This window comes from Paenibacillus sp. FSL E2-0151, assembly GCF_037993015.1.
In the GTDB taxonomy this organism is placed as follows: Bacteria; Bacillota; Bacilli; order Paenibacillales; family Paenibacillaceae; genus Paenibacillus; species Paenibacillus amylolyticus.
On record NZ_CP150308.1, the window covers coordinates 2,618,531 to 2,642,864 of the forward strand.

The following is a 24,334-nucleotide window of genomic DNA, read 5'->3' on the forward strand; positions in this document are numbered from 1 at the left end:
GGGAAGAATTGCGGTGACACAGCGGACTGCTTTGGAACAATGTTTAAACATTGTTTTATCGGACGACAAATGCACAGCCTACCTTGAATTTTCCAAAGAGGAAGAAGGCTTTGCCTGCACGATCGATGAACTTGAACAATTTGTGGCAAACAAGGGCATCAAACAAGGTGTATCGCGAGAGGCATTATTACTTTTTGTGAACAACCCTGAAACCTATTTGAAAGATAAATACAAGATTGCAGAAGGTGTCGCTCCCATTCAAGGAACAGATGGCTTCATCAAGGTCCTGGTTGGAATGGACGATACGAATGAACGACGACCACTGGAATCGGAAGATGGAACTGTCGATTACAAAGAAGTGACCCGATTAAACAATGTCCGTAGTGGTCAGATCATTGCAGAGCGGATCGCTCCTAGCGATGGCATACCAGGCAGGGCAGTAACGGGTGAGGAAATTCCTTATCGTCCGGGAAAAGAAGCTCGGTTTAAAGTTGGGAAAAACGTTGTGATTAACCCGGATGGTTCTGCGATGTATGCTGCACTGGATGGGCTGGTTACCAAAACGGACGGTAACAAACTGAATGTGTTTCCGGTTTATGAAGTCAATGGTGACGTTGACTACAATAACGGTAATATCGACTTTGTAGGCACAGTTGTCATACGAGGCAATGTACTTACCGGATTTAAAGTAAAAGCAGCAGGTGACATTCGTGTCGTCGGAGGTGTCGAAGGAGCTGAACTGGAAGCAGGCGGCTCAATCGAAATTACCGGTGGTATTATTGGATATAACAAAGGACTGGTACAAGCAGGCCATAATGTTAAATGTACTTTCATTCAAGAAGGCAACGTAGATGCCGGTGAAGATGTTCTGGTTTCCCAAAGTATTATGCATTCTAATATTCGTGCTGGCCACGGTGTCATCTGTGCGGGAACCAAAGGTCTTATTGTTGGTGGCTCGATCCAGGCTGGTCAGAACGTCTCAGCGCGTGTTGTGGGCAACAGCATGTCCACGGTCACTTCCATAGAAGTTGGTGTGCTGCCAAAGCTGCGTAACGAACTCAATGATTTGCGTAAGGAAGTCAGAGAACAGATGGATTCCTTGGACAAAACGAAGAAAGCTTTGACATTGCTGGATCAATTAGCTGCCGCTGGACAACTAACTCCAGATAAGATGTCGATGCGAATCAAACTGAATGCTACGCAGAAATCTGCTCTTCGTATAAGTGAAGAAACGAAAATGCGTATCTTTGAAATTGAAAAGGCACTTGAAGATACAAGTAATGCTCGTGTTGATATTCTGAAGATGATTTATGGAGGCTCTAAAATAGTTATCGGCAGATACACGAAATTTATTAAAGATCCAGTGAGTCGAATTTCATTTTATTATCACGATGGTGATATTACGATGGTTCCATACGTTTAAGTACAGCATTCAGGCACAGGAAGAAATCCATTCGAAACCGTGAGGTGAGCGTATGAGTTTCAAAGCAGTGGAGTTGCAGATTGCGGTACCACGAACAAGTGAAGCGGGACGTTATCAAAGTGAAGCCCAGCAGCGACCGATTACGGATCAGAATCTTTTGGCAGAGCAAACGTCGAAAGAAGCAAATGAAGCAAGGCAACGAAGTGAAGCAATGGACGAAACTTCACAGACTTCGGTGCGTGATGGGCATAACCATGATGGAGATCAGCAGAGTGGTTCCGATGGACAGGAGACGGTTCAGGCTCAAGCTCAAGAAACTGTGAAACCTGCAGAGCACCCTTACAAGGGAAAACACATAGATCTGTCTTTATAATAAATGGTTGTTATGGACATGCAGTCTTGCGCACCGATGGTTGAATCAGAAGGAGAGAACCCAATTTGTCACCATGGATCATTATTGTCATATTAGGGGCCTGCGCCATCGCCTACGCTTGTATTATGCCACGGAAAAACAAGGTGCAAGAGCCTGGGCATCAACTGGTGCAGGAGATGGAATCTACGCTTGAGCACTACATGACCGAGATCGAAAATGATAATGATGCTCTTATTCAACGTGTGGCTGAAATGAAGGGAGAAGCGACAGCAGCCGATCAACGTATGCAATTGCAACTTCAGGAATTACAGCAGCGGTTGGATCAGCTGGAACAGAGCAAAAAGAACGAAGCTGTCGCATCACCTGTTCCACACTCCGGTAATGTATCTGTACAATCTTCCGAAGGTTTGCAAGCACAAGCACTCGTGAAAAGTGTACAAGCAGAGGCGGCCCAGCAGGCGTTAGAAGCAGACCAACAGACCAGTGAAGTCGAATCTTTGCCTGGGCGTGAATCGATTAAAGATCGATATGCAGAACTCTTTAATCTACATGCTGAAGGTAAGTCGATGGATGCCATATCCAAGCAGACAGGCATTCAGCGAGGTGAGGTACAGTTAATACTGCAACTGGCAGAACGGGAGGAAAGCTAAGTCATGGACAAGCGATCCTTATGGATTGGTCTGGGGAGCGGCATGATTATTGGTGCAGTTTTGCTTCAACTGGCCACAGTTGGACAAAATGCATTGTCGGATAGTAATCTGGACCCCGAGCAGACTGCCAATATGACCAAAGAACAGCTTGAAACAGCTGCAAAAAGCCTGGATATGAAGGTGGTCGGTTCTGAAGAGGAATTGTACACAGAAGCTGAGTGGGTAGAGAAGAAAAAGCAGGAAAGCAGTGAGTTGCAAGGGGAAACAGCAACACCACCTGAGACAGTAACCTCTACGGAAACACCTACCGAGCCTGAGAAGCCACAAGAGCCTGCTACAAGTGAAGTTGAAGGGCAGAAAGAGATAACTGAGCCGAAAACAACAGAACCTGTAACGCCAAGCAATCCGAAAGGCGCAACAGTATCATTTAAAGTACGTTCAGGCAACAGTCTGGCGATCGTTGCAGCAAACCTAAAAACTGCGGGAATCGTAGATGATGCTCAAGCATTCATAAAGGCTGGCAAGGCTGAGCGAATCAATACCAAAATCCAGGTGGGTACCTATGCGCTTGAAAAAGGCGAAAGTTTCAAATCCATTATCGCAAAAATCACGAAAGAACCGTCAAACTGAGCATGCTCGGACAGGACGGTTTTTGCGTATTAAACGGTACATTTTCAAAGCTTGATAATAATTAGCGCCTGAGTTACATATCAAGTTTAAAATGATTCGATACTAGCAAAAAACGAAAAGTAGTTTTTAGCTTCAAAGACTGTTGCATCGGACAGTCAGTTATGCTATATTAGATAACGGTGTTAAAACACACGCATGTGCTAATTTTGTTGAGGGTGCTTTCCTTATGGAGAGTCTTGGCGAAAAATGATGCCGGCGGAGGACACAATAAAAACCATATTAGGAGGTGTGTGAAGATGGCAGTAATCTCCATGAAGCAGCTTCTCGAAGCTGGGGTACACTTCGGTCACCAAACTCGTCGTTGGAACCCAAAAATGGATCGTTATATCTTCACTGAAAGAAACGGAATTTACATCATCGATTTGCAAAAAACGGTGAAAAAAGTCGAAGAGGCTTACAATTTCGTTAAAGGAATCGCAGGAGAGAATGGTAAAATTCTTTTCGTGGGTACTAAGAAACAAGCTCAAGATTCTGTTAAAGAAGAAGCTGAACGTGCTGGTCAATTCTACATTAACCAACGCTGGCTCGGCGGTACCCTGACTAACTTCCAAACTATTCAAAAACGTATTGATCGTTTGAAACAGTTGGAAGCTTGGGAAGAAGACGGTACATTCGCTGTATTGCCTAAAAAAGAAGTAATCTTGCTTCGCAAAGAAAAAGATCGTCTGGAGAAATTCTTGGGCGGTATTAAAAATATGAAAGGCCTGCCAAGCGCCCTGTTCATCATCGATCCACGCAAAGAGCGTATCGCTGTTGCGGAAGCTCGCAAATTGGGTATCCCAATTGTTGGTATCGTTGATACTAACTGCGATCCGGATGAGATCGATTATGTTATCCCAGGTAATGACGACGCGATCCGCGCTGTTAAATTGCTTACAGGTAAAATGGCTGATGCTGTAATCGAAGCTAACCAAGGCGAAGAAACTTCCGCTTAATAGATTCGAACATATGTTATAAACTAAATGAAAAGGGTGGTTGGCAGGTGGATAACCTCTCACTGCCCTTTTTTTAGAGTGTACGTACAATACTTAATGTTGGAGGGAATTTATAATGGCAGTTAATGCGAGTGCAGTAAAAGAACTTCGCGAAAGAACGGGCGCTGGTATGCTCGATTGCAAAAAAGCACTGGAAGAAGCAAACGGTGATGTAACAAAAGCAGCTGAATTGTTGCGTGAGAAAGGTCTTTCTGCAGCAGCAAGCAAAGCAGGCCGTGCAGCAACTGAAGGCGTTGTTGAATCTTACATCCACGCTGGTGGACGTATTGGTGTCTTGGTTGAAGTTAACTGTGAAACAGACTTCGTTGGTAAAACGGATCAATTTAAAGATTTCGTTAAAGATGTAGCTATGCAAATCGCTGCAGCTAATCCTAAATTCGTTACACGTGAAGAAGTTCCTGCAGATGAGCTGGAAAAAGAAAAAGAAATTCTGAAAGCTCAAGCTCTTAACGAAGGCAAACCAGAAAAAATCATTGAAAAAATGGTTGAAGGCCGTATCGGTAAATACTACGAAGAGTACTGCCTGCTGGAACAAACTTTCGTTAAAGATCCAGACAAAACGATCTCTCAATTGCTGAACGAAAAAATCAGCCAAATTGGTGAAAACATCTCCATCCGTCGTTTCGTTCGTTACGAACTGGGTGAAGGTCTTGAGAAAAAAGTAGACAACTTCGTAGAAGAAGTAATGTCCCAAGTAAACAAATAAGACGGTTTCTATAAACCGGCGAGCAGAATTGATTTTCGAAGATATAAGAATGATGAAACTTCGAAGCGTAAACTCCCTTATATCTCAGGAAAACAGTGCCATACCGGTTAAACGTTTTTCCTAAAAGAGCGGAACACAACTGTGTTCCTTTCTTTTTAAGCAGGAGGCCATGCGCGAGAAGTTTTGTTGGTTGAACACCAAGCGTGTTCGATTCAAAGTGGAGGGTGAATAATTGGAACAGCCAGTATTTAAACGTGTTGTCTTAAAGGTCAGCGGAGAGTCTCTTTCCGGTCAAAACGGCTACGGTATTGATGCAGATACGATCTCGTCGATTGCCCAACAGGTAAAAGAGGTTGTTGCACTTGGTGTACAGGTTGCTATTGTATGTGGCGGCGGAAACATCTGGCGTGGAATTGCCGGTAGCGAAAACGGCATCGATCGTGCAACTGCCGATTATATGGGTATGCTGGCGACAGTAATGAACTCGCTGGCACTGCAGGATGCTTTGGAACAGATTGAAGTGCCTACGCGTGTACAGACATCTATTGCAATGCAACAGATTGCAGAGCCTTATATTCGTCGTAGAGCTATTCGCCATCTGGAGAAAGGCCGGGTCGTTATTTTTGCAGCAGGTACAGGTAACCCGTTCTTTTCCACGGATACAACAGCAGCACTGCGCGCAGCGGAGATTGAAGCAGAAGTTATCTTGATGGCCAAAAATAAAGTTGATGGTGTATACTCAGCAGATCCGTTTAAGGACAGTACAGCTGTGAAATTTGATCAGTTGACTTACATGGATATTCTTAACAAAGACCTTGGTGTAATGGATTCAACGGCATCCTCGCTTTGTAAGGACAACAACATCCCGTTGATCGTATTTGCCATTACGGAACAAGGTAACATCAAACGTGTTGTTCTGGGCGAACGTATCGGAACAATCGTTAAAGGGAGTGTAGATTAATGCCACAAGCGGTTAAACAACATGCCGAAGAGCGTATGGAAAAAGCAATTCAAGCATTGCGTCGTGACCTGGCTACTTTGCGTGCAGGCCGCGCAACTCCAGCTCTTCTGGACCGAATTCAGGTAGAGTATTATGGAGCAATGACGCCATTGAATCAACTCGCTAATATCAGTACTCCGGATTCCCGTACACTGATGATTCAGCCTTGGGACAAATCCTCCATGAGTGACATCGAGCGTGCCATCATGAAATCGGATCTGGGTCTTACTCCAGCCAATGATGGTAGCATGATCCGTTTGTCTATTCCGGCATTGACGGAAGAACGTAGAGCGGAACTTGTTAAGCTGACGAAGAAGTTCGGTGAAGAAGGTAAAGTAGCGATTCGTAACATTCGCCGTGATGCGAATGATGACATCAAGAAACTGGAAAAGTCAGATATTTCTGAGGATGAATCCCGGAGACATCAAGATGATATCCAAAAATCGACCGACAAGTTTATTGCTGAAGTCGATAAGGTACTCGCTGCCAAAGAAAAAGAAATCATGGAAGTGTAAGACAAGCGCAGCCCCTCCAATACGGTGGGGTTTTGTCTCTTTTTCCAAGCTTCAGATAAAGAAACTTCAGGGATTTTGGAGGAACAGGAATGATCAAACGGGTTCGGTCGTGGTGGAATGGGGCTGACAAGCAGGAAACGCTGACTATATCCGAGGACAATATCCCGCAGCACGTCGCCATCATCATGGACGGCAATGGACGATGGGCCAAACGTTTGGGGCTGCCGCGTATAGCCGGGCACCAAAATGGCATGAAGGCGGTCAAACGTGCGACCATCGCGGCGGATGAACTGGGCATCAAATATCTGACGATGTACGCTTTTTCGACAGAAAACTGGACGCGTCCAAAAGAAGAAGTGGATTTTCTGATGCGACTTCCGCAAGAATTTCTAGCTATAGAGCTGGATGAACTTATAGAAAAAAATGTGCGCATTCGCATGATGGGTCAAGAGGAACATTTACCTTCTCATACCATTAATGCCTTGCGGGAAGCCATTCGTCTTACGGAACATAATACAGGTCTCGTTTTGAATTTTGCAATGAACTATGGAAGTCGTCGTGAAATGACGGACTGTGTTAAACAGATCGCTCTGCAGGTGAAATCGGGGGAACTATCGGCAGAGGATATAACACCTGAACTCATTGATAGACATATGCTGACGGTTGACATGCCTGATCCGGATCTGCTGATCCGGACGAGCGGAGAGTTGAGATTAAGCAACTTTATGCTTTGGCAGCTTGCATATAGTGAATTATGGTTTACGGATATATACTGGCCCGAATTTGGCAAAAAGCATTTGCTTGAAGCAGTAGCCGAATATCAGCGCAGAACAAGGCGTTACGGCGGTTTGAAATAGATGGAGGATGAAGCCGTTGAAACAGCGACTAACGACAGGAATCATAGCAGGTGTGTTGTTTTTAGGTTTTTGCATGCTGGGCGGACCCTGGTACCATGGTTTGGTATTGCTTATGGCTCTCATCGGTTATTATGAATTTGTTAAAATGACCGGGGTGATGCCTTTTTCAGGTGTAGCCCTGATTGGATATGCTGGTGTGTTTGCCATTGTGTTTCCTTGGGAAATGCTTTGGGAGGCAAGACCGCTATCCTTATTTCAGGTCATCTGGATAGTAATGCTTGTACTGATGACAGCTTCGGTTGTCACCAAAAATAAGGTTCCCGTGAATACAGTGGCCATGCTTTTCCTCGGCGTGTTGTATATAGGAATCGGTTTCTATTACATTGCAGAATCCAGACATCTGCATCATGGGTTGTTCTGGACGTTCCTGTTGCTGGGCTCCATATGGGCCAGTGATGCAGGAGCTTATTTTGTAGGGAAACTCATTGGTAAAAACAAACTGTGGCCTTCCATCAGTCCAAACAAGACTATAGAGGGTGCACTGGGTGGCATCGTAATTGCAATTGTTACTTCTGTTATTTTTGCATTAGTATCAGATGGTTTGCTTTCCTGGCAGAGAGCGATTGTGATCGGAATTGCCTGTGCAGTTGTAGGTCAGATGGGTGACTTGATCCAGTCTGCATACAAACGTGTATATAATATCAAGGATTCAGGCAGTCTTCTCCCAGGGCATGGAGGCATTCTTGATCGGTGCGACAGCTGGATTGTTGTTTTTCCATTCGTACATATACTAATGCTACTGCCCTACTAAAGAAGAACATGAGTCTGAGATAACAGCATTGTTCGCCGTAGGCATTGGATAATTAAAGATGAGGTGCAGCATGAAAAAAATTGCGATTCTTGGGTCAACCGGTTCCATTGGAACCCAGACACTGGATGTAGTTGACATGCATCCAGAACTCTTTCAAGTGGAGGGACTGGCTGCCGGAGGCAATACAGACCTGCTGATCGAACAAACCAAACGTTACCGGCCGAACAAAGTATCAGTGGGGTCCAAAGAACTGGCGGAGAAGATAGCTCCACATTTGCCAGCAGGAACGCAACTATTTTATGGCAACGAAGGACTCGTAGAAGTTGCGGCAGGAACCGATGCGCATACGGTTGTTACAGCGGTGGTGGGCAGTATTGGATTGGAGTCAACGCTTGCTGCCATAGATGCAGGCAAACAGATCGGACTGGCCAATAAGGAGACATTGGTTACAGCGGGGCATATCGTTACGACAAGAGCGGCTGCCAAAGGAGTCTCTTTACTGCCCGTTGATAGTGAGCACTCTGCGATATTCCAATGTTTAAATGGTGAAAACAGAGAACGCCTGACAGGCATCACGCTCACCGCTTCAGGTGGATCATTCCGTGATCTTACCCGTGAACAGTTGAAGAACGTGACTATAGAGGATGCACTTAAACATCCGAATTGGTCAATGGGCTCCAAAATCACGATAGACTCGGCAACGATGGTTAACAAGGGTCTTGAGGTCATTGAAGCACATTGGTTATTTGGTCTTCGATATGATCAGATTAATGTATTGCTTCACCCAGAGAGTGTTATTCATTCATATGTGGAATTTGATGACACAAGCATCATCGCACAACTGGGGAATCCGGATATGCGAGTTCCAATTCAATATGCACTGACTTACCCTGACCGCTTGCCATCACCAGCACAGCGTCTGTCTCTTGCTCAAGCTGGGAAATTACATTTCCGTGATATGGATATGGAACGGTTCCCGTGTTTAAGAATGGCGTATGAGTGTGGTAAAATGGGAGGAACCGCAACAACGGCGTTTAATGCAGCCAACGAGGTTGCTGTAGCCCGTTTCTTGCGTAAAGAGATTTCATTCCTTAAAATAGAAGATATTATTGCTTCTGTGCTGGAAGCACACCACAATGTGGACGAGCCTGATCTGCAGGAGATCGCACGTTGTGATCAGGAGAGCCGTAAGCTTGCGGCCAGTCTGTAATCTCTTTTTTCATAACAAATTGGAAGAAGTGATTCTCTTGTGCGGCATCAGAGAATAATGATAATCTAGAGGGACAGACTGCGGTATGTGCCGTGAAGGAGGATGGATAGGGATTGGAAACCATACAAGTGGTATTTCTAACGGTGCTCATGTTCTTTGTCATCGTGACGGTTCATGAATGGGGGCATTATTATTTTGCCAAACGCGCCGGTATTCTTGTACGGGAGTTTGCGATCGGTTTTGGTCCCAAATTGTTCTCATATAAAAGAAACGAGACCCAGTTTACATTGCGTTTGTTGCCTTTTGGTGGATATGCACGGATGGCAGGGGAAGATCCGGAACTGGTAGAGATCCAGGAAGGACAGACCATTGCGGTAAGATCAGCGGATGACCAGGTGAAGATGATCTATCTGGACCAGCTGGATAACCGTAAAAATGTAATACGTGGTGAAGTCATCTCCATTGATATGGAGAGAGCGCTGAAGCTTCAACTCGATGTAGATGGAGAGATTCAGGAGTATCGTATTCATCCTCAAGCAATGTTGGTAAGTCGAGGTAAACAAACGCAGATTGCACCGAAAGATCGTCAATTCGGCAGCAAAACTGTTGGACAGCGTGCATTGGCTATTTTTGCGGGCCCACTCATGAACTTTATCTTGGCCTTTGTGCTGTTTGCTGTATATGCGCAGATGGCAGGAGTTCCAGTGGAAAATCCAAAAAATCTTGTAATTGGTGAAGTGCTTGAAGGTGGGGCAGCGGATCAGGCGAACCTGCAAAAGGGCGATATTATCGAAACCATCAATGGTACTGCAATTGGTACGGATTCACAAAAAATGGTGTCGATGATTGCCGATTCCAAAGACAAGCCGATGGAATGGACGCTGCGCCGGGGTTCGGATACGTTTAATATAACGATTACTCCACGTGCTGTAGAAGGACAAGAGGGCGGTAAAGTGGGAATTGTACCTACGTTACCAACCCGATCTGTTGGATTTGTAGAGACATTTAAAGTCTCAGGCGTGGCCATGGTTGACACAACCAAAATAATATTTGAAGGTTTTAAACATCTGATCAATCAGTTCAACATGGATGATATTGGTGGTCCAGTTCGCACATTTGAAGTGACAGGACAAATTGCTAAACAAGGGATTGAGCAGTTAACGAGATGGGCAGCAATTTTGAGTCTATACCTTGGGATTTTCAACTTGCTACCAATACCTGCATTGGACGGCAGCCGTCTGGTATTTTTGGGAATTGAAGCGCTGCGCGGCAGACCTGTTGATCCCAATCGCGAAGGCATGGTGCATTTCGTCGGATTTGCGATGTTGTTTGTGTTGATGCTGGCAGTAACTTACAATGATATATTACGTTTAATTAACGGATAATTACGGTTGGACTACGCTCTGGACATTCAGAGATAGTCGTTATGGGAGGACGCTGGAGTCTTATGTCAAAGGAAAATGATAAACAGTTCGTGACTGAAATCACACCACAGGGTGAGGATTTCTCACGCTGGTACATTGATGTTATCAAAAAAGCTGATCTCATGGACTATGCACCCGTACGCGGTTGTATTGTGTTCAAACCAGACGGCTTTGAAATCTGGGAACATATTAAGGATGAGTTGGATCGTCGTTTCCGGGAAACGGGTCATCGCAATGCGTACTTCCCGATGTTCATTCCTGAGAGCTTCTTTCAAAAGGAAAAAGAGCACGTGGAAGGTTTTAACCCTGAATTACCATGGGTTACGGAAGCTGGCGGAGAGAAGCTGGAAGAACGTCTGGCAATCCGTCCTACATCCGAAACGATTATTGGTCACATGTATTCCAAGTGGATTCAGTCTTATCGGGATCTTCCGGTACTGATCAACCAGTGGGCTAACGTAGTTCGTTGGGAAAAAAGAACGTTGCCTTTCCTTCGCACAAGTGAGTTCCTGTGGCAGGAAGGTCATACAGCGCATGAGACGGAAGAAGAAGCACGTGAAGAAACGATGAAAATGCTTCAGATTTATCGTGAAGTGGTTGAGGAATACTTGGCTATTCCTGTAATTGTGGGTCAGAAAACCAAGTCCGAGAAGTTTGCGGGTGCGGTGGATACCTACTCGATCGAAGCCATGATGAAGGATGGACGTGCAGTACAAGCAGGTACATCTCACTACATGGGGACGAACTTTGCAAAAGCATTTGAAATCCAGTATCTTAGCCGGAATAATGTGCTGGAGCTGGCTTACACTACTTCATGGGGAGTAAGCACACGTTTGATCGGTGCATTAATTATGGTTCATGGAGATGACCGTGGTCTCGTACTTCCTCCTAAAGTCGCACCGACTCAAGTGGTCATGATTCCAATTGGACCTCCGAAAACACGTGATGCTGTTGTTGGGCGTGCAGATGAGTTGTTCACTGAGTTGAAAAAAGCTGGAGTCCGTGTGAAAATGGATGATCGCAGCGATGTTCGCCCAGGTTGGAAATTCAATGAATACGAGATGCGCGGTGTTCCGATTCGTCTAGAGATTGGTCCACGTGATATGGAAAATGGCGTTTGTGTACTCGTATCACGGATCACAGGTGAGAAGAAAGTGGTAGAACAAGCAAACCTGGTAGAAGAGATCCAGGCTATGCTGACACAGATCCAGGTAGATATGTTAGAGCGTGCTCGCACATTTATGTCGGATAACTTCTACTCCGTGGATACACTCGATGAGATGAAAGAACTGATGGAAAATAAACGCGGGTTTACACTGGCCGGATGGTGCGGTTCGGAAACTTGCGAAGATAAAGTAAGAGAAGTCACAGGTGCAACAAGCCGGAACATTCCGTTCCAGCCTGCGGAAGAAAAGCATACGTGCCTGGCTTGTGGTGAACAGGCAGAACACACGGTTGTGTTTGCAAGAGCATACTAAGTCAGGGTCACATGACTATATACATTGAACTAAACATTTACATGAGAACGTAGAGAACAGAAATAACCTGAAGAAGCGGAGCTAAAAGCTTTCTGAAAGAAAGCTACATCGGAAGCATACACTGCGCCTTTATCCCCGGATTTTCCCCTTTGTAAATGGGAATCAAAAAATCTGGGGGTAACAGCGATCGGAAGGTTGTTCTGTTATCGGAGTGGTAAGTGTAAATATCTTTTTGTTCAATGTATATAATGGCACGTACGGACTGTAAGAGTAATGAATGGAGAGCTTCTGTCGGATAAAATGAGTCGGTGCGAGTTCGGATCGGTGACATTTTTGAATGCAGGGGCTTTTCATGCTTTAAGGGGGTACAAGGAGGAACACGATGAGCGGATTCGAGGAGAAAAGAAAACGGTTTGAGTTGTTGATGAAACAGGCAGAGCTTCCGGCTGGTCTGTTAGAGCCCTATTTTTTGGATGGATGGATTGAACAAGTAGAGACCAATCGAAGTAATCGGGATTGGAATATTCTGATTGCAAAGGATACGTTGGTACCCGCTCCAATCTATCGCACATTTTGCCTGCATATCCAAGAGAAAATGAATCATATCGCCAAAATTTCATTTGGCTTCAAATACACGGACCAAGTACAAAATGGTGATATCGTCAGTGAATATTGGAATCTCTTTCTGGAGTGGGTTACCCGTGAGATTCCATCTGTAAATGGTTGGATGAACCGGACAACCTTTGAATGTGAAGAGGATCTCCTACAACTGACAATGAGTGATGCAACGTCGATGGAATTGGCTCGTAAGAAACAGATAGATCAGGCTATTACGAAATTCTATGAAAAATACTTTCATCTACCTCTTCGCATCAAGATGCAAGTGGGTGAAGTGGGAAGCAATAAAGAGGCCATGGAACAGTTCCAAGCCCAAAAACGTGTAGAAGAACTTGAGGTCATCGAGAAGATGATGAGTGAAGTGGACACAGAAATCCCGGTGGATGAGGAGCAGGGTGATCTGCGTTTGCAAATGGGTTATGACATCAAGGAACCTGCAGTACCTATGCAGGAAATCCAGGATGAAGAGAAAAAGGTCACGCTTCAAGGTTCGGTGTTTGGACTGGATCGTAAAGAACTGCGAAACGGAAATACGTTGTTTACCTTCTACCTGACCGACTTCACGGACTCCATGCAAATGAAGATGTTTGCCAAAACAAAAGAGGATGTTAAAATTCTCAGTTTGTTGGCTAACGGTAAATGGGTAAAAGTGCGTGGTCGTGTAGAATATGACCGGTTTATGCAAATTCCTGAACTGGCCATGATTCCATCGGATTTGATTGAAGTTAAAGCACCGCCGTCTCGCAAAGATAATGCACCAGAGAAACGGGTGGAGTTCCATTTGCACTCTACGATGAGTACGATGGATGCTGTAACTTCAATCGACAAATACGTGAAAATGGCAGCAGAGTGGGGACATAAGGCGATTGCAGTCACTGATCATGGTGGGGTGCAGGTATATCCCGAGGCTTCCAAGGCTGCTAAGAAAAACGGGATTAAAATGATCTACGGCCTCGAGGCCAATGTCGTGAATGACTCTGTTGCCGTTGTAATGGCTCCTCAGCCATTGGATCTCCAAACAGCAACATACATCGTATTTGATATCGAGACCACAGGTTTGTCGGTAACACAGAACAAAATCATTGAGATTGCAGCCGTGAAGATGCAAGATGGTAAAGAAATCGACCGGTTTGCAACGTTTGTGAATCCGCATGAACGCATTCCCTACAACATTCAGCAGTTGACCAATATTAATGATGACATGGTAAAAGACGCACCTGAGCTGGAGCCTGTCATTCGTGAGTTTGTGCAGTTTGCTGGTGATGGTGTGCTTGTTGCGCATAATGCACGTTTTGATATGGGCTTTATCCAGGCTTCGCTGAAGCAAATTGGAATGCCAGAGCTTCCTAACCCTGTCCTTGACACGTTGGAACTGGCGCGATTGTTATTTCCAAAAAATAAGAACCACCGTCTGAATACGATGGCAGATAAATATAAGGTTGGACTTGAAAGTCATCACCGTGCCATTGATGATACGATTGCACTCGCGGGTATACTGATCGGATTATTAAATGATGCTGCTCAGATGAAAGGGTTAACGAGGCTTGATCGCTTGAACGATTATGTAGGTGTCGACTTGTCGAATACAAGACCTTTCCATTGTGGAATCTATGCATTGAATGATGTCGGTAAGAAAAATCTATACAAGCTGGTATCTCTCTCTCATACGGAACATTTCAAGCGGGTACCGTGCATTCCCAAATCAAAACTGATTAATTTGCGTGAAGGGCTTGTTATTATATCGGGCTGTGAAAAAGGGGAGTTTTTCGAAGCGGTGCTTAACAAATCGCTCGAAGAAGCGGAAGAGATCGCTGAGTTCTATGACATACTGGAGATCCAACCACTTACCATGTATATGCATTTGGTGGATAAAGGGTTGGTGGCTACACCCGAAGAAATCAAAACAGCGATCCGTAAAGTCATCGATATAGGTGTAAAATTTAATAAACCAGTCATAGCCACAGGTAACGTGCACTATTTGGAACCGCGTGACAAGTTATATCGGGATATTACCATTCACGGAATTACAGGTTTTAGTCCACTCAAAGATCAACGTAAACCGGATGCACATTTCAGAACGACAGAGGAAATGCTGGAAGAGTTCCAGTTCCTGGGCCAAGATAAAGCTTACGAAGTCGTTGTTACAAATACGGTAGAGTTATCTGACCGCTTTGAGGAAATTAAGTTATTCCCGGACAAATTGTTTACTCCAATTCTGGAAGGTGCGGACGAAGAAATCCGTAATACCTGCTATGACACTGCCAAGTCTATCTATGGCGAGGAATTACCAGAAGTAATAGTTGCACGACTAGAGAAAGAGCTCATTCCAATTATTAAATACGGTTTTTCTGCCAACTATCTGATCTCGGAACGCTTGGTTAAAAAATCGAATCAGGATGGTTACCTCGTAGGTTCGCGGGGATCGGTTGGCTCCTCTGTTGTTGCTACATTCCTGGGTATATCCGAGGTTAATCCACTACCTGCTCATTATATTTGTGTGAATTCAGAATGCAAACACAGCGAGTGGTTCCTGGACGGCAGTGTTCGGAGTGGATTTGACCTTCCAGAGAAAGAGTGTCCGGATTGTGGTGGCACACTTAAAGGAGAAGGCCAGGATATTCCGTTTGAGACCTTCCTTGGATTTAAAGGAGATAAAGTTCCCGATATTGACTTGAACTTCTCTGGTGATTATCAGCCTCATGCTCATAACTATACGAAAGTACTATTTAGTGAGAAGAGTGTTTTCCGTGCGGGGACCATCGGTACGGTGGCTGAGAAAACAGCATTTGGTTTTGCCAAGAAGTACGAGGAACATCATCAGAAGAAATGGCGTGGAGCTGAATTGAATCGTTTGGCCTCTGGCTGTACTGGGGTGAAACGGAGTACTGGTCAGCATCCCGGTGGTATTGTCGTAGTACCTGATTATATCGAGGTCGAAGACGTTACACCTGTTCAGTTTCCGGCTGACGACGTTAATGCGGAGTGGAAAACGACACACTTTGATTATCATGCTTTTGAAGAAAACTTGCTGAAACTTGATATTCTGGGGCACGATGATCCAACTATGATGCGGATGTTGCAGGATTTGACAGGGGTCGATCCAACGACCATTCCGATGAATGATCCGAAAGTCATGAGCATGTTTAACTCAACCGAAGCTTTGGGTGTTACACCGGAACAGATTAGGTCGCCAGTCGCGACGTTTGGCGTGCCGGAGATGGGAACGAAGTTTGTACGTCAGATGCTTGTTGAATCCCAGCCGACGTCTTTTGCCGATTTACTGCAGATTTCCGGATTGTCCCATGGTACAGGGGTATGGCTTGGAAACGCTCAGGATCTGATTAAGAACGGAACGTGTAACATTAAGACGGTAATTGGTTGTCGGGATGATATCATGTTATTTCTGATCTATAAAACGGGAATGGACGCAAGTCTGGCATTTAAGATTACCGAGAGTGTTCGTAAAGGACGGGGTCTGCCACAGGAATGGATTGACGAGATGAAGAATTGTAAAGTGCCTCAATGGTACATTGATTCATGCCTCAAAATCCAGTACATGTTCCCGAAGGCTCACGCGGCCGCTTATGTTATTTCGGCAGTACGTACGGCGTTTTTCAAGCTGTATCATCCGATTGAATATTACGCAACTTACTTTACCGTTCGTGCGGATGAGATTGATATCGAACTGATGTGTCAGGGATATGACGCGATCTATCGCAAAATTACGGAAATTGAGCAATTAGGTTTCCAGGCACCTCCAAAAGAGAAAAACATGTTACCTGTCCTGGAAATGGGTCTGGAAATGGCAGCACGCGGATTCTCGCTGAAATCCATTGACTTATACCGTTCAGAAGCGACAAAGTTCATCGTTGACGGAAAAACACTAATCCCTCCATTTTCAGCTTTGGCAGGAATCGGGGATAATGCAGCTCGCAATATTGCTGCGGCAAGAGATCATGGTGAATTCCTGTCGGTGGAAGACTTCCAGCAGAAGTCGAAAGCAAGTAAGACCATTGTTGAACTCCTGTCGAATATGGGATGTTTCCGTGGCTTGCCAGAGAGCAATCAGCTTTCCCTTTTCTAGGATTGAATTTGGATCTAACCATAGCGATTGTTGAGGGAACGTAATTTTTCCTTCATTAGTAAGTAAACTGCCTGAAGCATCGCTTACTTGTCACTATTACCAGACTATGTTATAATTTTTGAAGTGAACGAGATAGTACGAATTTCTAAAGAGTGGGGAAACCCACTCTTTAGTCTTTGGTATACAAGAATCTTGGGTATTGAATAATCTGCCAGTGCTTTTTTTGCTGGTGTAACCTAAGTTGGAGGTTATTGGTTTTGAGCACAACGAACATTAAATCTACCGTGGAAGAAATGATCCAACCCTACTTGAACGAACAAGGCTTCGAGCTGGTTGACATCGAATACGTCAAAGAAGGCAGCAACTGGTTTTTACGGGTGTATGTCGACAAAGAGGGTGGCATCGACATCGACGATTGTGTCTTGATCAGCGAAAAGCTGAGCGCCAAGCTGGATGAGAACGATCCGATTCCAACCATCTATTTCCTTGAAGTGTCTTCTCCCGGTGCGGAGCGTCCACTGAAAAAACCTGAGGACGTTACCAAAGCTGTAGGCAAAAATGTTTTTGTTACAACCTACGAGCCGGTGAACGGATTGAAGGAATTTGAAGGCAAGCTGCTTTCCTTTGATGACGATGAACTCGTGATCGAAGCAGGCAAAAAACAGCATGCCATTTCTTATGATAAGGTTGCCAGTGCGCGCCTAGCTATTTTGTTTTAAGTGCCTTGTTCACTTTATTAATGAAAAAGACACATCTCACGATAACGGCAAGGTGCTCATGAGTTCAGAGCCTTTCGCCGTTTTACGTATGAGATGCCATGTTTGAAAGGGGGATCAACATTCATGAGTACGGATTTTATTGAAGCAATGAATGAATTGGAACGGGAAAAAGGGATCAGCAAGGATGTGCTGTTTGAAGCGATCGAGGCTGCACTAATTTCCAGCTACAAGCGGAATTTCAACACGGCCCAGAATGTGCGTGTTGACATGAACCGTAATACGGGAGTTATTCGGGTGTATGCCCGTAAATTGATCGTGGAAGAAGTCCTGGATTCACGTACCGAAATTTCATTGCCTGCTGCACGAGAAATCAACCCACACTTCCAGCTGGAAGATATTGCGGAGATTGAAGTTACGCCGCGTGATTTCGGACGTATCGCGGCACAAACTGCCAAACAGGTAGTGACCCAGCGGATTCGTGAAGCCGAACGCGGCCTGATCTACAACGCTTTCGTAGATAAGGAAGAAGATATCGTTACGGGAGTGGTGCAGCGTCAGGATTTGCGCAATATCTACATCGATCTGGGCAAAATCGAAGCGGCTTTACCGCTGACCGAATTGATGCCGAACGAGAAGTTTGTTCATGGTGACCGTATTAAGGCGTATATCACCAAGGTCGAGAATACGACGAAAGGGCCGCAAATCATTTTGTCCCGTACCCATCCGGGCCTCTTGAAACGTCTCTTTGAACTGGAAGTGCCTGAGATCTTTGACGGTGTAGTTGAAATTCGCTCCGTCGCTCGCGAAGCAGGGTTCCGCTCCAAGATTGCCGTTCATTCCCGCAACGAGGAAGTTGATCCAGTTGGATCTTGTGTAGGTCCTAGGGGAATGCGCGTGCAGACCATTGTGGGTGAGCTGCGCGGTGAAAAAATCGACATCGTTCGTTTCTCCGATCAGGTAGACGAATATGTTGCTAATGCACTGAGTCCTTCCAAAGTATTGGAAGTTCATGTATTTGAGGAAGAAAAGATGGCTCGGGTTATCGTTCCGGACTATCAACTGTCCCTCGCAATTGGTATCAAAGGCCAAAATGCCAGATTGGCAGCCAAATTAACCGGCTGGAAAATCGACATTAAGAGCGAGAGCCAGGCGGAACAGGAATTCGGCAGAGAAAAAGATTCTTCTTCTGAAATGCATCAGGATTCCGTCTCCGTCGACTAAAGTAAAGTACGGGGGGCGCTGACGTATGAAACCAAAAAAAGTGCCGCTGCGCAAATGTGTGGCATGCCAAGAAATGATGCCCAAAAAGCAGCTGATTCGCATTGTTAAAACGCCAGAGGATGAAGTGCTGATCGATTTGACTGGCAAAAAATCCGGACGTGGTGCCTATTTATGCGGCAAAGAGTCCTGTTTTAAGCTCGCACTCAAAAACCGGGCTTTGGATCGGGCGTTAAAAGGCAAAGTCTCACCTGAAATTTACGAGCAATTAGCAGCTGACTTCATCGCGGTTGAGGATGAATTCATAGCAGCACAGGAGCGTGAACATGACTAATATTAAAACGCTGTCTTATTTGGGACTCTCTATGCGTGCAGGTAAACTTGTAACAGGTGAAGAAATTGTACTTAAAGCGATCCGTTCTTCCGAAGCTAAAATGGTTATTGTTGCGGGTGACGCCTCAGCCAATACACAAAAGAAATTTCGCGATAAATGCGGAACTTATAAGGTTCCTCTGTTGATCGGATTTGACCGGGATAGTCTGGGTTCAAGTATCGGTAAAGACACGCGTGTTGTTCTTGCAGTAACGGATCGAGGGTTTGCAAAAATGATCTCCAAGCAAGTCGGTATAATGTCGGAGGTGGAGTATATTGAGTAAACAGGAAAACAAGGATAAATTGCGGGTTTATGAATATGCGAAGTCCCTTAATATGAGTAGTAAAGAAATTATAACCATTCTTAAAAAGCTGGAAATTCCCGTAAACAATCATATGAGTGTCATGGAGAATGGTTCAGTCGGTAAGGTGGAACAATTTTTTAAAGATATAAAATCCACTGCTGCTTCGAAACAAGGCAACGATGCAAAACCAGTTGCAACTTCGGCAGTACGTAGTGACAAACCAGTGGACAGCAACAAGCCGGCCGGCGGAGTGAACACGCCGATTAGCAGCAACCCATCCGGTAGTCCCGTACAAACAAAAATACAACAGGAAAAGCAGGTAGGTATGAACAATAGACCAAATTCCAACAATAACAATGGCACTCAAAGACCCAGCGGCCAAGACAGTCGCAACAGAACGAACTCTTCCCAAGGCTCAAGCCAAGGAGGACAATCAACTAACCGTCCAAGACCAGCTCAAGGTGGACAAAGCAGTACTGCATCCCGTCCGCAAGGAACGGGTGGTCAACGTCCGAATAACAGCGGTGGCGGTCAAGTAAGAACTTCAGGCCCTAACAGCGGTGGTAATACAGGTACTGCTGGCAACCGTAGCGGTGGCCAAGGTCAGAGCCAAGGACAAGGCCAACGTAGAAGCGGCCCAGGTGGTACTACTGGCAGCAACAACAATAGTGGTAACCGTTCGAACAGCGGTGGCGGTGGACGTCGTTATGATGACAACCGTGGCGGTAACTTCCGTGGTAACCGTGGTGGCAAGAACAACCGCAACAGAAATCAACAACAGTACCAACAACGTGAGAAAATTGATAACACACCTAAGAAAATCATCGTTCGTGGTGATATGACCGTTGGTGAAACAGCGAAGTTGCTCCATAAGGATGCTTCCGAAGTTATCAAAAAGCTCATCGCTATGGGTGTTATGGCAACAATCAACCAAGAGCTTGATATCGAAACGATCCTTCTGCTTTCAGGTGAATTCGGTGTTGAGGTTGAAGTGAAGATTGTGCTTGAAGATGACCGTTTCGAAACACTGGAAGAGAATGATGATGCTGCTGACTTGCAGGCTCGTCCACCAGTAGTTACGATCATGGGTCACGTTGACCATGGTAAAACTACTTTGCTGGATGCGATTCGTTCCACGAATGTATCCGATGGCGAAGCAGGCGGAATCACGCAACATATCGGTGCTTATCAAGTTGAAATTAACAACAAAAAAATCACGTTCCTGGATACTCCGGGTCACGAAGCGTTTACAGCGATGCGTGCACGTGGCGCACAAGTTACGGATATGACGATTATTGTCGTAGCTGCGGATGACGGTGTTATGCCACAGACCATTGAGGCGATTAACCATGCCAAAGCTGCTGGGCTACCAATCATCGTTGCTGTCAACAAAATTGACAAGCCGGGCGCTGATCCAGATAAAGTGAAACAAGAATTAACCAGCTATGAACTCGTTCCGGAAGAGTGGGGCGGAGATACCATCTTTGTTAACGTGTCAGCGAAACAAAGAATGGGTCTGGAAGGTCTGCTTGAAATGATTCTGCTCGTTGCAGAAGTGAATGAATACAAAGCGAACCCGGACAAACGTGCCCGTGGTACAGTGATTGAAGCCGAGCTGGATAAAGGACGTGGCCCAGTTGCACGTATCCTCGTACAGCACGGTACATTGAAAGTCGGCGATGCTTTCGTTGCAGGTAACTGCTTCGGTCGTGTTCGTGCGATGGTCAATGACAAAGGTCGCAAATTGAAAGAAGCTGGACCTTCAACACCTGTAGAAATCACAGGTCTGACTGAAGTTCCAGGTGCGGGAGATCCATTCATGGTGTTTGAAGATGAGCGCAAAGCGCGTTCCATCGCTGACAAACGTTCGATCACGCAACGTGAATCCGATCTGGGTACGCATACTCGTGTGACGTTGGATGATCTGTTCCAGCACATCAAAGATGGCGAGATCAAAGATCTGAACGTAATCATCAAAGGTGATGTACAAGGTTCGGTTGAAGCATTGAAAGGTTCCCTTGCGAAGATCGAAGTTGAAGGTGTACGCGTGAAAATTATTCATAGCGGCGCTGGTGCAATCACAGAATCCGACATCATTTTAGCTGCAGCATCCAATGCTATCGTGATCGGTTTCAACGTTCGTCCTGATAACCAGGCGAAATCAACTGCAGATCAAGAGCAAGTAGACATTCGTCTGCATCGCGTGATCTACAGTGTTATCGAAGAAATTGAACAAGCGATGAAAGGTATGCTTGATCCGATCTACAAAGAAAAAGTTATCGGTCATGCTGAAGTTCGGAGCACGTTCTCCATCAGTAAAGTGGGTACCATCGCTGGTTGTATGGTTACCTCGGGTAAAATTACGCGTTCTGCGGAAGCACGCCTGATTCGTGATGGCATTGTCCTTTACGAAGGTAAGCTGGATTCCCTGAAACGTTATAAAGATGATGCCAAAGAAGTAGCACAAGGTTACGAGTGCGGTATCACACTTGATAAATATAATGATCTCAAAGAAGGCGACGTTATCGAAGCTTTCATTATGGAGACAGTACAACGATAAGCAAGGAAGCATGAGGTGAACAACAATGGCTAAGATTCGTACAGGTAGAGTGGGCGAGCAGATCAAGAAAGAAATAAGTCTGCTCATCCAGTCTGAACTGAAAGATCCACGTATCGGCTTTATTACGGTAACGGGAGTCGAAGTGACAGGAGACTTGTCGCAAGCCAAAGTTTATCTGAGTGTCTTCGGTGAACAGGAACAAAAAGATAACACGCTGAAAGCTCTGGCAAAAGCAAATGGATTTTTGCGTTCGGAGCTGGGCAAACGTATCCGGTTCCGGCATGTTCCCGAGTTGATATTTAAGATTGACGAATCCATCGCTTATGGCAGCCGAATTGAGAAGCTGCTTGGCGATATTGGTTCCGACAAGAACGAATCCCAGTAACAGAATAGAGGAGACGGCAATGCACACTTATGAACAGGCGCTCCAGGCCGGAAAGCAATTTCTACTGGAGCATGATGATTACCTGGTCGTGTCGCATGTACAGCCGGACGGTGACGCAGTCAGCTCGACGGTAACGGTGGGCTGGCTGCTGTCATGTCTGGGTAAGACATTCACGATGATTAATGAAGGTGAAATCCCCGGGCGCATGCAATTTCTGTGGGAAGCAGGCAACATTGTGAACATGACCGAACAACCACCGCAGCGAAAATATAAAGCTGTTATCTGTGTGGATTGTGCAGACTTTGCCAGAGTAGGTTTGACACGTCATTATTTCGAAGATGATGCTGTTATCTTGAATATTGATCATCACCCTACAAATGACGGTTATGGTACAGTCAACATCATTAAGTCAGATGCTGCTGCTACGGCTGAAATCTTGTTCGATTTTCTTAACCTGTTCCAAGTAACATGGGATCAAGATGTTGCGACGGCAGTTTATACAGGATTGCTTACCGATACAGGTGGATTCCGCTATGCCAACACCAGCCCAAATGTAATGAAAACGGCCTCCAGACTGCTTGAACATGGCGTGAATGGACCCTATCTCGCCCAGACCTTGTTGGAGCAGGTGACTCTTCCGCAAGTTCGGATTTTGAATCAGGCACTATCAAGCCTGCAGATGACAGATGATGGAAAGATAGCCTGGGTTGTTATTACACCAGATGATATGGTGGCTTGTGGAGCAGCTAATGAAGATCTTGAAGGGGTAGTGAACTATCCACGCAACATTCAGGGCGTGGAAGTTGGTATCTTTTTCAAAGTCATCAACGAGAATGCAGTCAAGGTTTCTTTGCGTTCAGCTGGTAAGATTGATGTTGCTGCACTAGCACAGACCTTTGGCGGAGGCGGGCATGTGCTCGCAGCCGGATGTCGTCTGGAAGGCAGACTTGATGATATTGTCGCAAAAGTACTGAAGCAGGTGAATTCACAATGGTAAAGCCATTTGAAGGTGTACTTCCGGTATATAAACCGGCGGGTTTTACTTCTCATGATGTTGTAGCCAAAATGCGTCGCATTCTCAAAATGAAGCGCATTGGGCATACGGGCACACTTGACCCACAAGTTACAGGCGTTCTGCCGCTCTGTCTTGGACGGGCGACACGTGTGGTAGAGTACATGCAGGAGCTTCCGAAGGAATATCTGGCTACGCTCAGACTGGGACTGTCTACTGACACAGAGGATATGACAGGGGAAGTCATTGAGCGGGCTGAAACGACTGTGGAAGTAACACAGGAACAGGTTCAACAGGTGCTTGAGCAGTTTCTGGGCACGATCTCACAGGTACCACCCATGTATTCTGCCGTAAAGGTAGACGGCAAACGTCTTTATGAGCTTGCTCGTGAAGGTAAGACGGTAGAGCGTAAGAGCCGTGAGGTCACAATCTATGAGCTCGAACTTACTGGGATTGAGACTCAGGGTGAGACCACCGATATATCCTTCCGGGCCTTATGTTCAAAAGGAACTTATATTCGGACATTGTGTGTAGACATTGGTCGGCAACTCGGATATCCATCAACCATGGTTCAACTGGAGCGTACGATATCGGCAGGTATCTCTGCAGATCGTTGTCTTCGAATTGAAGAAGTGGAACAACTTATGGCTGACGGGACTTTGGCGGAGGCGCTGATTCCTGTTGACGAGGCTATTGCTTCAATTCCGGCCCATAAGGTTGGAGAAGAACTAACCAAAGGAGCACTGCAAGGTCAGAAACTGTCTGCGCGTCTTCTGGAACCGCCTGTGGAGCAACCTGGTTTGCTGCGGTTGTATGCTCAGGATGGTACGTTTCTGGGGATATTTGAGCGGGATGAACTAAAACCAACGGTGAGGGCAGTTAAAGTCTTTTTGCCGGAATAAAGAGGTTTCGGGCTTGGAGTTGTGGTG

Annotated in this window: 22 protein-coding genes; all 22 read left to right on the forward strand. The window is 45.6% G+C overall.

The window, feature by feature from the left end:
• Window positions 1–13 precede the first annotated feature (13 nt).
• The 22 genes from MHI55_RS12095 to truB all read left to right on the forward strand — a co-directional run bounded on the left by MHI55_RS12095 (window position 14) and on the right by truB (window position 24,307).
• Window positions 14–1,423, forward strand: coding sequence for a FapA family protein (locus tag MHI55_RS12095; RefSeq protein ID WP_076249810.1), 1,410 nt, complete (start codon window positions 14–16; stop codon window positions 1,421–1,423).
• A 52-nt stretch (window positions 1,424–1,475) separates the two neighbouring features.
• Window positions 1,476–1,796, forward strand: a complete 321-nt coding sequence (locus MHI55_RS12100; RefSeq protein WP_076249809.1) for a hypothetical protein — start codon at window positions 1,476–1,478, stop codon at window positions 1,794–1,796.
• Window positions 1,797–1,861: 65 nt separating this feature from the next.
• Window positions 1,862–2,446, forward strand: coding sequence for a hypothetical protein (locus MHI55_RS12105; protein ID WP_036670381.1), 585 nt, complete (start codon window positions 1,862–1,864; stop codon window positions 2,444–2,446).
• A 3-nt stretch (window positions 2,447–2,449) separates the two neighbouring features.
• Window positions 2,450–3,076 (forward strand): endolytic transglycosylase MltG, encoded by a 627-nt coding sequence (locus tag MHI55_RS12110; RefSeq protein WP_076249808.1) that lies wholly within the window; start codon window positions 2,450–2,452, stop codon window positions 3,074–3,076.
• A 296-nt stretch (window positions 3,077–3,372) separates the two neighbouring features.
• On the forward strand, window positions 3,373–4,071 hold the full coding sequence (gene rpsB / locus MHI55_RS12115) for a 30S ribosomal protein S2 (protein ID WP_017689155.1): 699 nt from the start codon (window positions 3,373–3,375) through the stop codon (window positions 4,069–4,071).
• Window positions 4,072–4,186: 115 nt separating this feature from the next.
• Entirely contained in the window at window positions 4,187–4,837 is a 651-nt protein-coding gene (tsf, locus tag MHI55_RS12120) for a translation elongation factor Ts (RefSeq protein ID WP_036609326.1), read from the forward strand.
• Window positions 4,838–5,069: 232 nt separating this feature from the next.
• Window positions 5,070–5,798, forward strand: a complete 729-nt coding sequence (gene pyrH, locus MHI55_RS12125; RefSeq protein WP_017689153.1) for a UMP kinase — start codon at window positions 5,070–5,072, stop codon at window positions 5,796–5,798.
• Window positions 5,798–6,352: a ribosome recycling factor gene (gene frr / locus MHI55_RS12130; RefSeq protein ID WP_036670384.1), complete on the forward strand. Its 555-nt coding sequence runs from the start codon at window positions 5,798–5,800 to the stop codon at window positions 6,350–6,352. Before pyrH ends, frr begins: the two co-directional genes overlap by 1 nt.
• Before the next feature lie 89 nt (window positions 6,353–6,441).
• A complete protein-coding gene (locus tag MHI55_RS12135) occupies window positions 6,442–7,209 on the forward strand; it encodes an isoprenyl transferase (protein WP_017689151.1) in 768 nt (255 codons plus the stop codon).
• Between the two features lie 16 nt (window positions 7,210–7,225).
• Window positions 7,226–8,020, forward strand: a complete 795-nt coding sequence (locus tag MHI55_RS12140) for a phosphatidate cytidylyltransferase (RefSeq protein WP_100529403.1) — start codon at window positions 7,226–7,228, stop codon at window positions 8,018–8,020.
• Window positions 8,021–8,090: 70 nt separating this feature from the next.
• The gene (locus MHI55_RS12145; protein WP_076249807.1) at window positions 8,091–9,230 is read left to right on the forward strand and encodes a 1-deoxy-D-xylulose-5-phosphate reductoisomerase; all 1,140 of its coding nucleotides are present in this window, start codon (window positions 8,091–8,093) and stop codon (window positions 9,228–9,230) included.
• 113 nt (window positions 9,231–9,343) lie between these two features.
• Complete coding sequence (gene rseP, locus MHI55_RS12150) at window positions 9,344–10,615, forward strand: RIP metalloprotease RseP (protein ID WP_076249806.1); 1,272 nt, start codon at window positions 9,344–9,346, stop codon at window positions 10,613–10,615.
• Between the two features lie 62 nt (window positions 10,616–10,677).
• A complete protein-coding gene (gene proS, locus MHI55_RS12155) occupies window positions 10,678–12,132 on the forward strand; it encodes a proline--tRNA ligase (protein ID WP_036670387.1) in 1,455 nt (484 codons plus the stop codon).
• 382 nt (window positions 12,133–12,514) lie between these two features.
• The gene (locus MHI55_RS12160) at window positions 12,515–16,834 is read left to right on the forward strand and encodes a PolC-type DNA polymerase III (protein ID WP_076249805.1); all 4,320 of its coding nucleotides are present in this window, start codon (window positions 12,515–12,517) and stop codon (window positions 16,832–16,834) included.
• A 257-nt stretch (window positions 16,835–17,091) separates the two neighbouring features.
• Complete coding sequence (gene rimP, locus MHI55_RS12165) at window positions 17,092–17,553, forward strand: ribosome maturation factor RimP (protein WP_036609311.1); 462 nt, start codon at window positions 17,092–17,094, stop codon at window positions 17,551–17,553.
• A gap of 123 nt (window positions 17,554–17,676) precedes the next feature.
• Window positions 17,677–18,774, forward strand: a complete 1,098-nt coding sequence (nusA, locus tag MHI55_RS12170) for a transcription termination factor NusA (protein WP_036609309.1) — start codon at window positions 17,677–17,679, stop codon at window positions 18,772–18,774.
• 25 nt (window positions 18,775–18,799) lie between these two features.
• On the forward strand, window positions 18,800–19,105 hold the full coding sequence (locus MHI55_RS12175) for a YlxR family protein (RefSeq protein WP_036609307.1): 306 nt from the start codon (window positions 18,800–18,802) through the stop codon (window positions 19,103–19,105).
• On the forward strand, window positions 19,098–19,427 hold the full coding sequence (locus MHI55_RS12180; protein ID WP_017689142.1) for a ribosomal L7Ae/L30e/S12e/Gadd45 family protein: 330 nt from the start codon (window positions 19,098–19,100) through the stop codon (window positions 19,425–19,427). The genes MHI55_RS12175 and MHI55_RS12180 overlap by 8 nt, the downstream gene beginning before the upstream one ends.
• The gene (gene infB, locus MHI55_RS12185) at window positions 19,420–22,008 is read left to right on the forward strand and encodes a translation initiation factor IF-2 (protein WP_036609305.1); all 2,589 of its coding nucleotides are present in this window, start codon (window positions 19,420–19,422) and stop codon (window positions 22,006–22,008) included. Before MHI55_RS12180 ends, infB begins: the two co-directional genes overlap by 8 nt.
• A 25-nt stretch (window positions 22,009–22,033) precedes the next feature.
• Window positions 22,034–22,393 carry a 30S ribosome-binding factor RbfA gene (gene rbfA / locus MHI55_RS12190; RefSeq protein WP_017689140.1) on the forward strand — a complete coding sequence of 120 codons (360 nt, stop codon included), beginning with the start codon at window positions 22,034–22,036 and terminating at the stop codon, window positions 22,391–22,393.
• Between the two features lie 19 nt (window positions 22,394–22,412).
• On the forward strand, window positions 22,413–23,390 hold the full coding sequence (locus tag MHI55_RS12195; RefSeq protein WP_076249804.1) for a bifunctional oligoribonuclease/PAP phosphatase NrnA: 978 nt from the start codon (window positions 22,413–22,415) through the stop codon (window positions 23,388–23,390).
• Window positions 23,384–24,307 (forward strand): tRNA pseudouridine(55) synthase TruB, encoded by a 924-nt coding sequence (gene truB, locus MHI55_RS12200; RefSeq protein WP_076249803.1) that lies wholly within the window; start codon window positions 23,384–23,386, stop codon window positions 24,305–24,307. Before MHI55_RS12195 ends, truB begins: the two co-directional genes overlap by 7 nt.
• Window positions 24,308–24,334 lie beyond the last annotated feature (27 nt).

Bases quoted from the DNA above. Each gene is read 5' to 3' on its own strand.
- MHI55_RS12100 (WP_076249809.1), top strand. From the start codon at position 1,476: ATGAGTTTCAAAGCAGTGGAGTTGCAGATTGCGGTACCACGAACAAGT.
- MHI55_RS12110 (WP_076249808.1), top strand. From the start codon at position 2,450: ATGGACAAGCGATCCTTATGGATTGGTCTGGGGAGCGGCATGATTATT.
- rpsB (WP_017689155.1), top strand. From the start codon at position 3,373: ATGGCAGTAATCTCCATGAAGCAGCTTCTCGAAGCTGGGGTACACTTC.
- tsf (WP_036609326.1), top strand. From the start codon at position 4,187: ATGGCAGTTAATGCGAGTGCAGTAAAAGAACTTCGCGAAAGAACGGGC.
- frr (WP_036670384.1), top strand. From the start codon at position 5,798: ATGCCACAAGCGGTTAAACAACATGCCGAAGAGCGTATGGAAAAAGCA.
- MHI55_RS12135 (WP_017689151.1), top strand. From the start codon at position 6,442: ATGATCAAACGGGTTCGGTCGTGGTGGAATGGGGCTGACAAGCAGGAA.
- MHI55_RS12145 (WP_076249807.1), top strand. From the start codon at position 8,091: ATGAAAAAAATTGCGATTCTTGGGTCAACCGGTTCCATTGGAACCCAG.
- proS (WP_036670387.1), top strand. From the start codon at position 10,678: ATGTCAAAGGAAAATGATAAACAGTTCGTGACTGAAATCACACCACAG.
- MHI55_RS12160 (WP_076249805.1), top strand. From the start codon at position 12,515: ATGAGCGGATTCGAGGAGAAAAGAAAACGGTTTGAGTTGTTGATGAAA.
- nusA (WP_036609309.1), top strand. From the start codon at position 17,677: ATGAGTACGGATTTTATTGAAGCAATGAATGAATTGGAACGGGAAAAA.
- MHI55_RS12175 (WP_036609307.1), top strand. From the start codon at position 18,800: ATGAAACCAAAAAAAGTGCCGCTGCGCAAATGTGTGGCATGCCAAGAA.
- MHI55_RS12180 (WP_017689142.1), top strand. From the start codon at position 19,098: ATGACTAATATTAAAACGCTGTCTTATTTGGGACTCTCTATGCGTGCA.
- rbfA (WP_017689140.1), top strand. From the start codon at position 22,034: ATGGCTAAGATTCGTACAGGTAGAGTGGGCGAGCAGATCAAGAAAGAA.
- MHI55_RS12195 (WP_076249804.1), top strand. From the start codon at position 22,413: ATGCACACTTATGAACAGGCGCTCCAGGCCGGAAAGCAATTTCTACTG.
- truB (WP_076249803.1), top strand. From the start codon at position 23,384: ATGGTAAAGCCATTTGAAGGTGTACTTCCGGTATATAAACCGGCGGGT.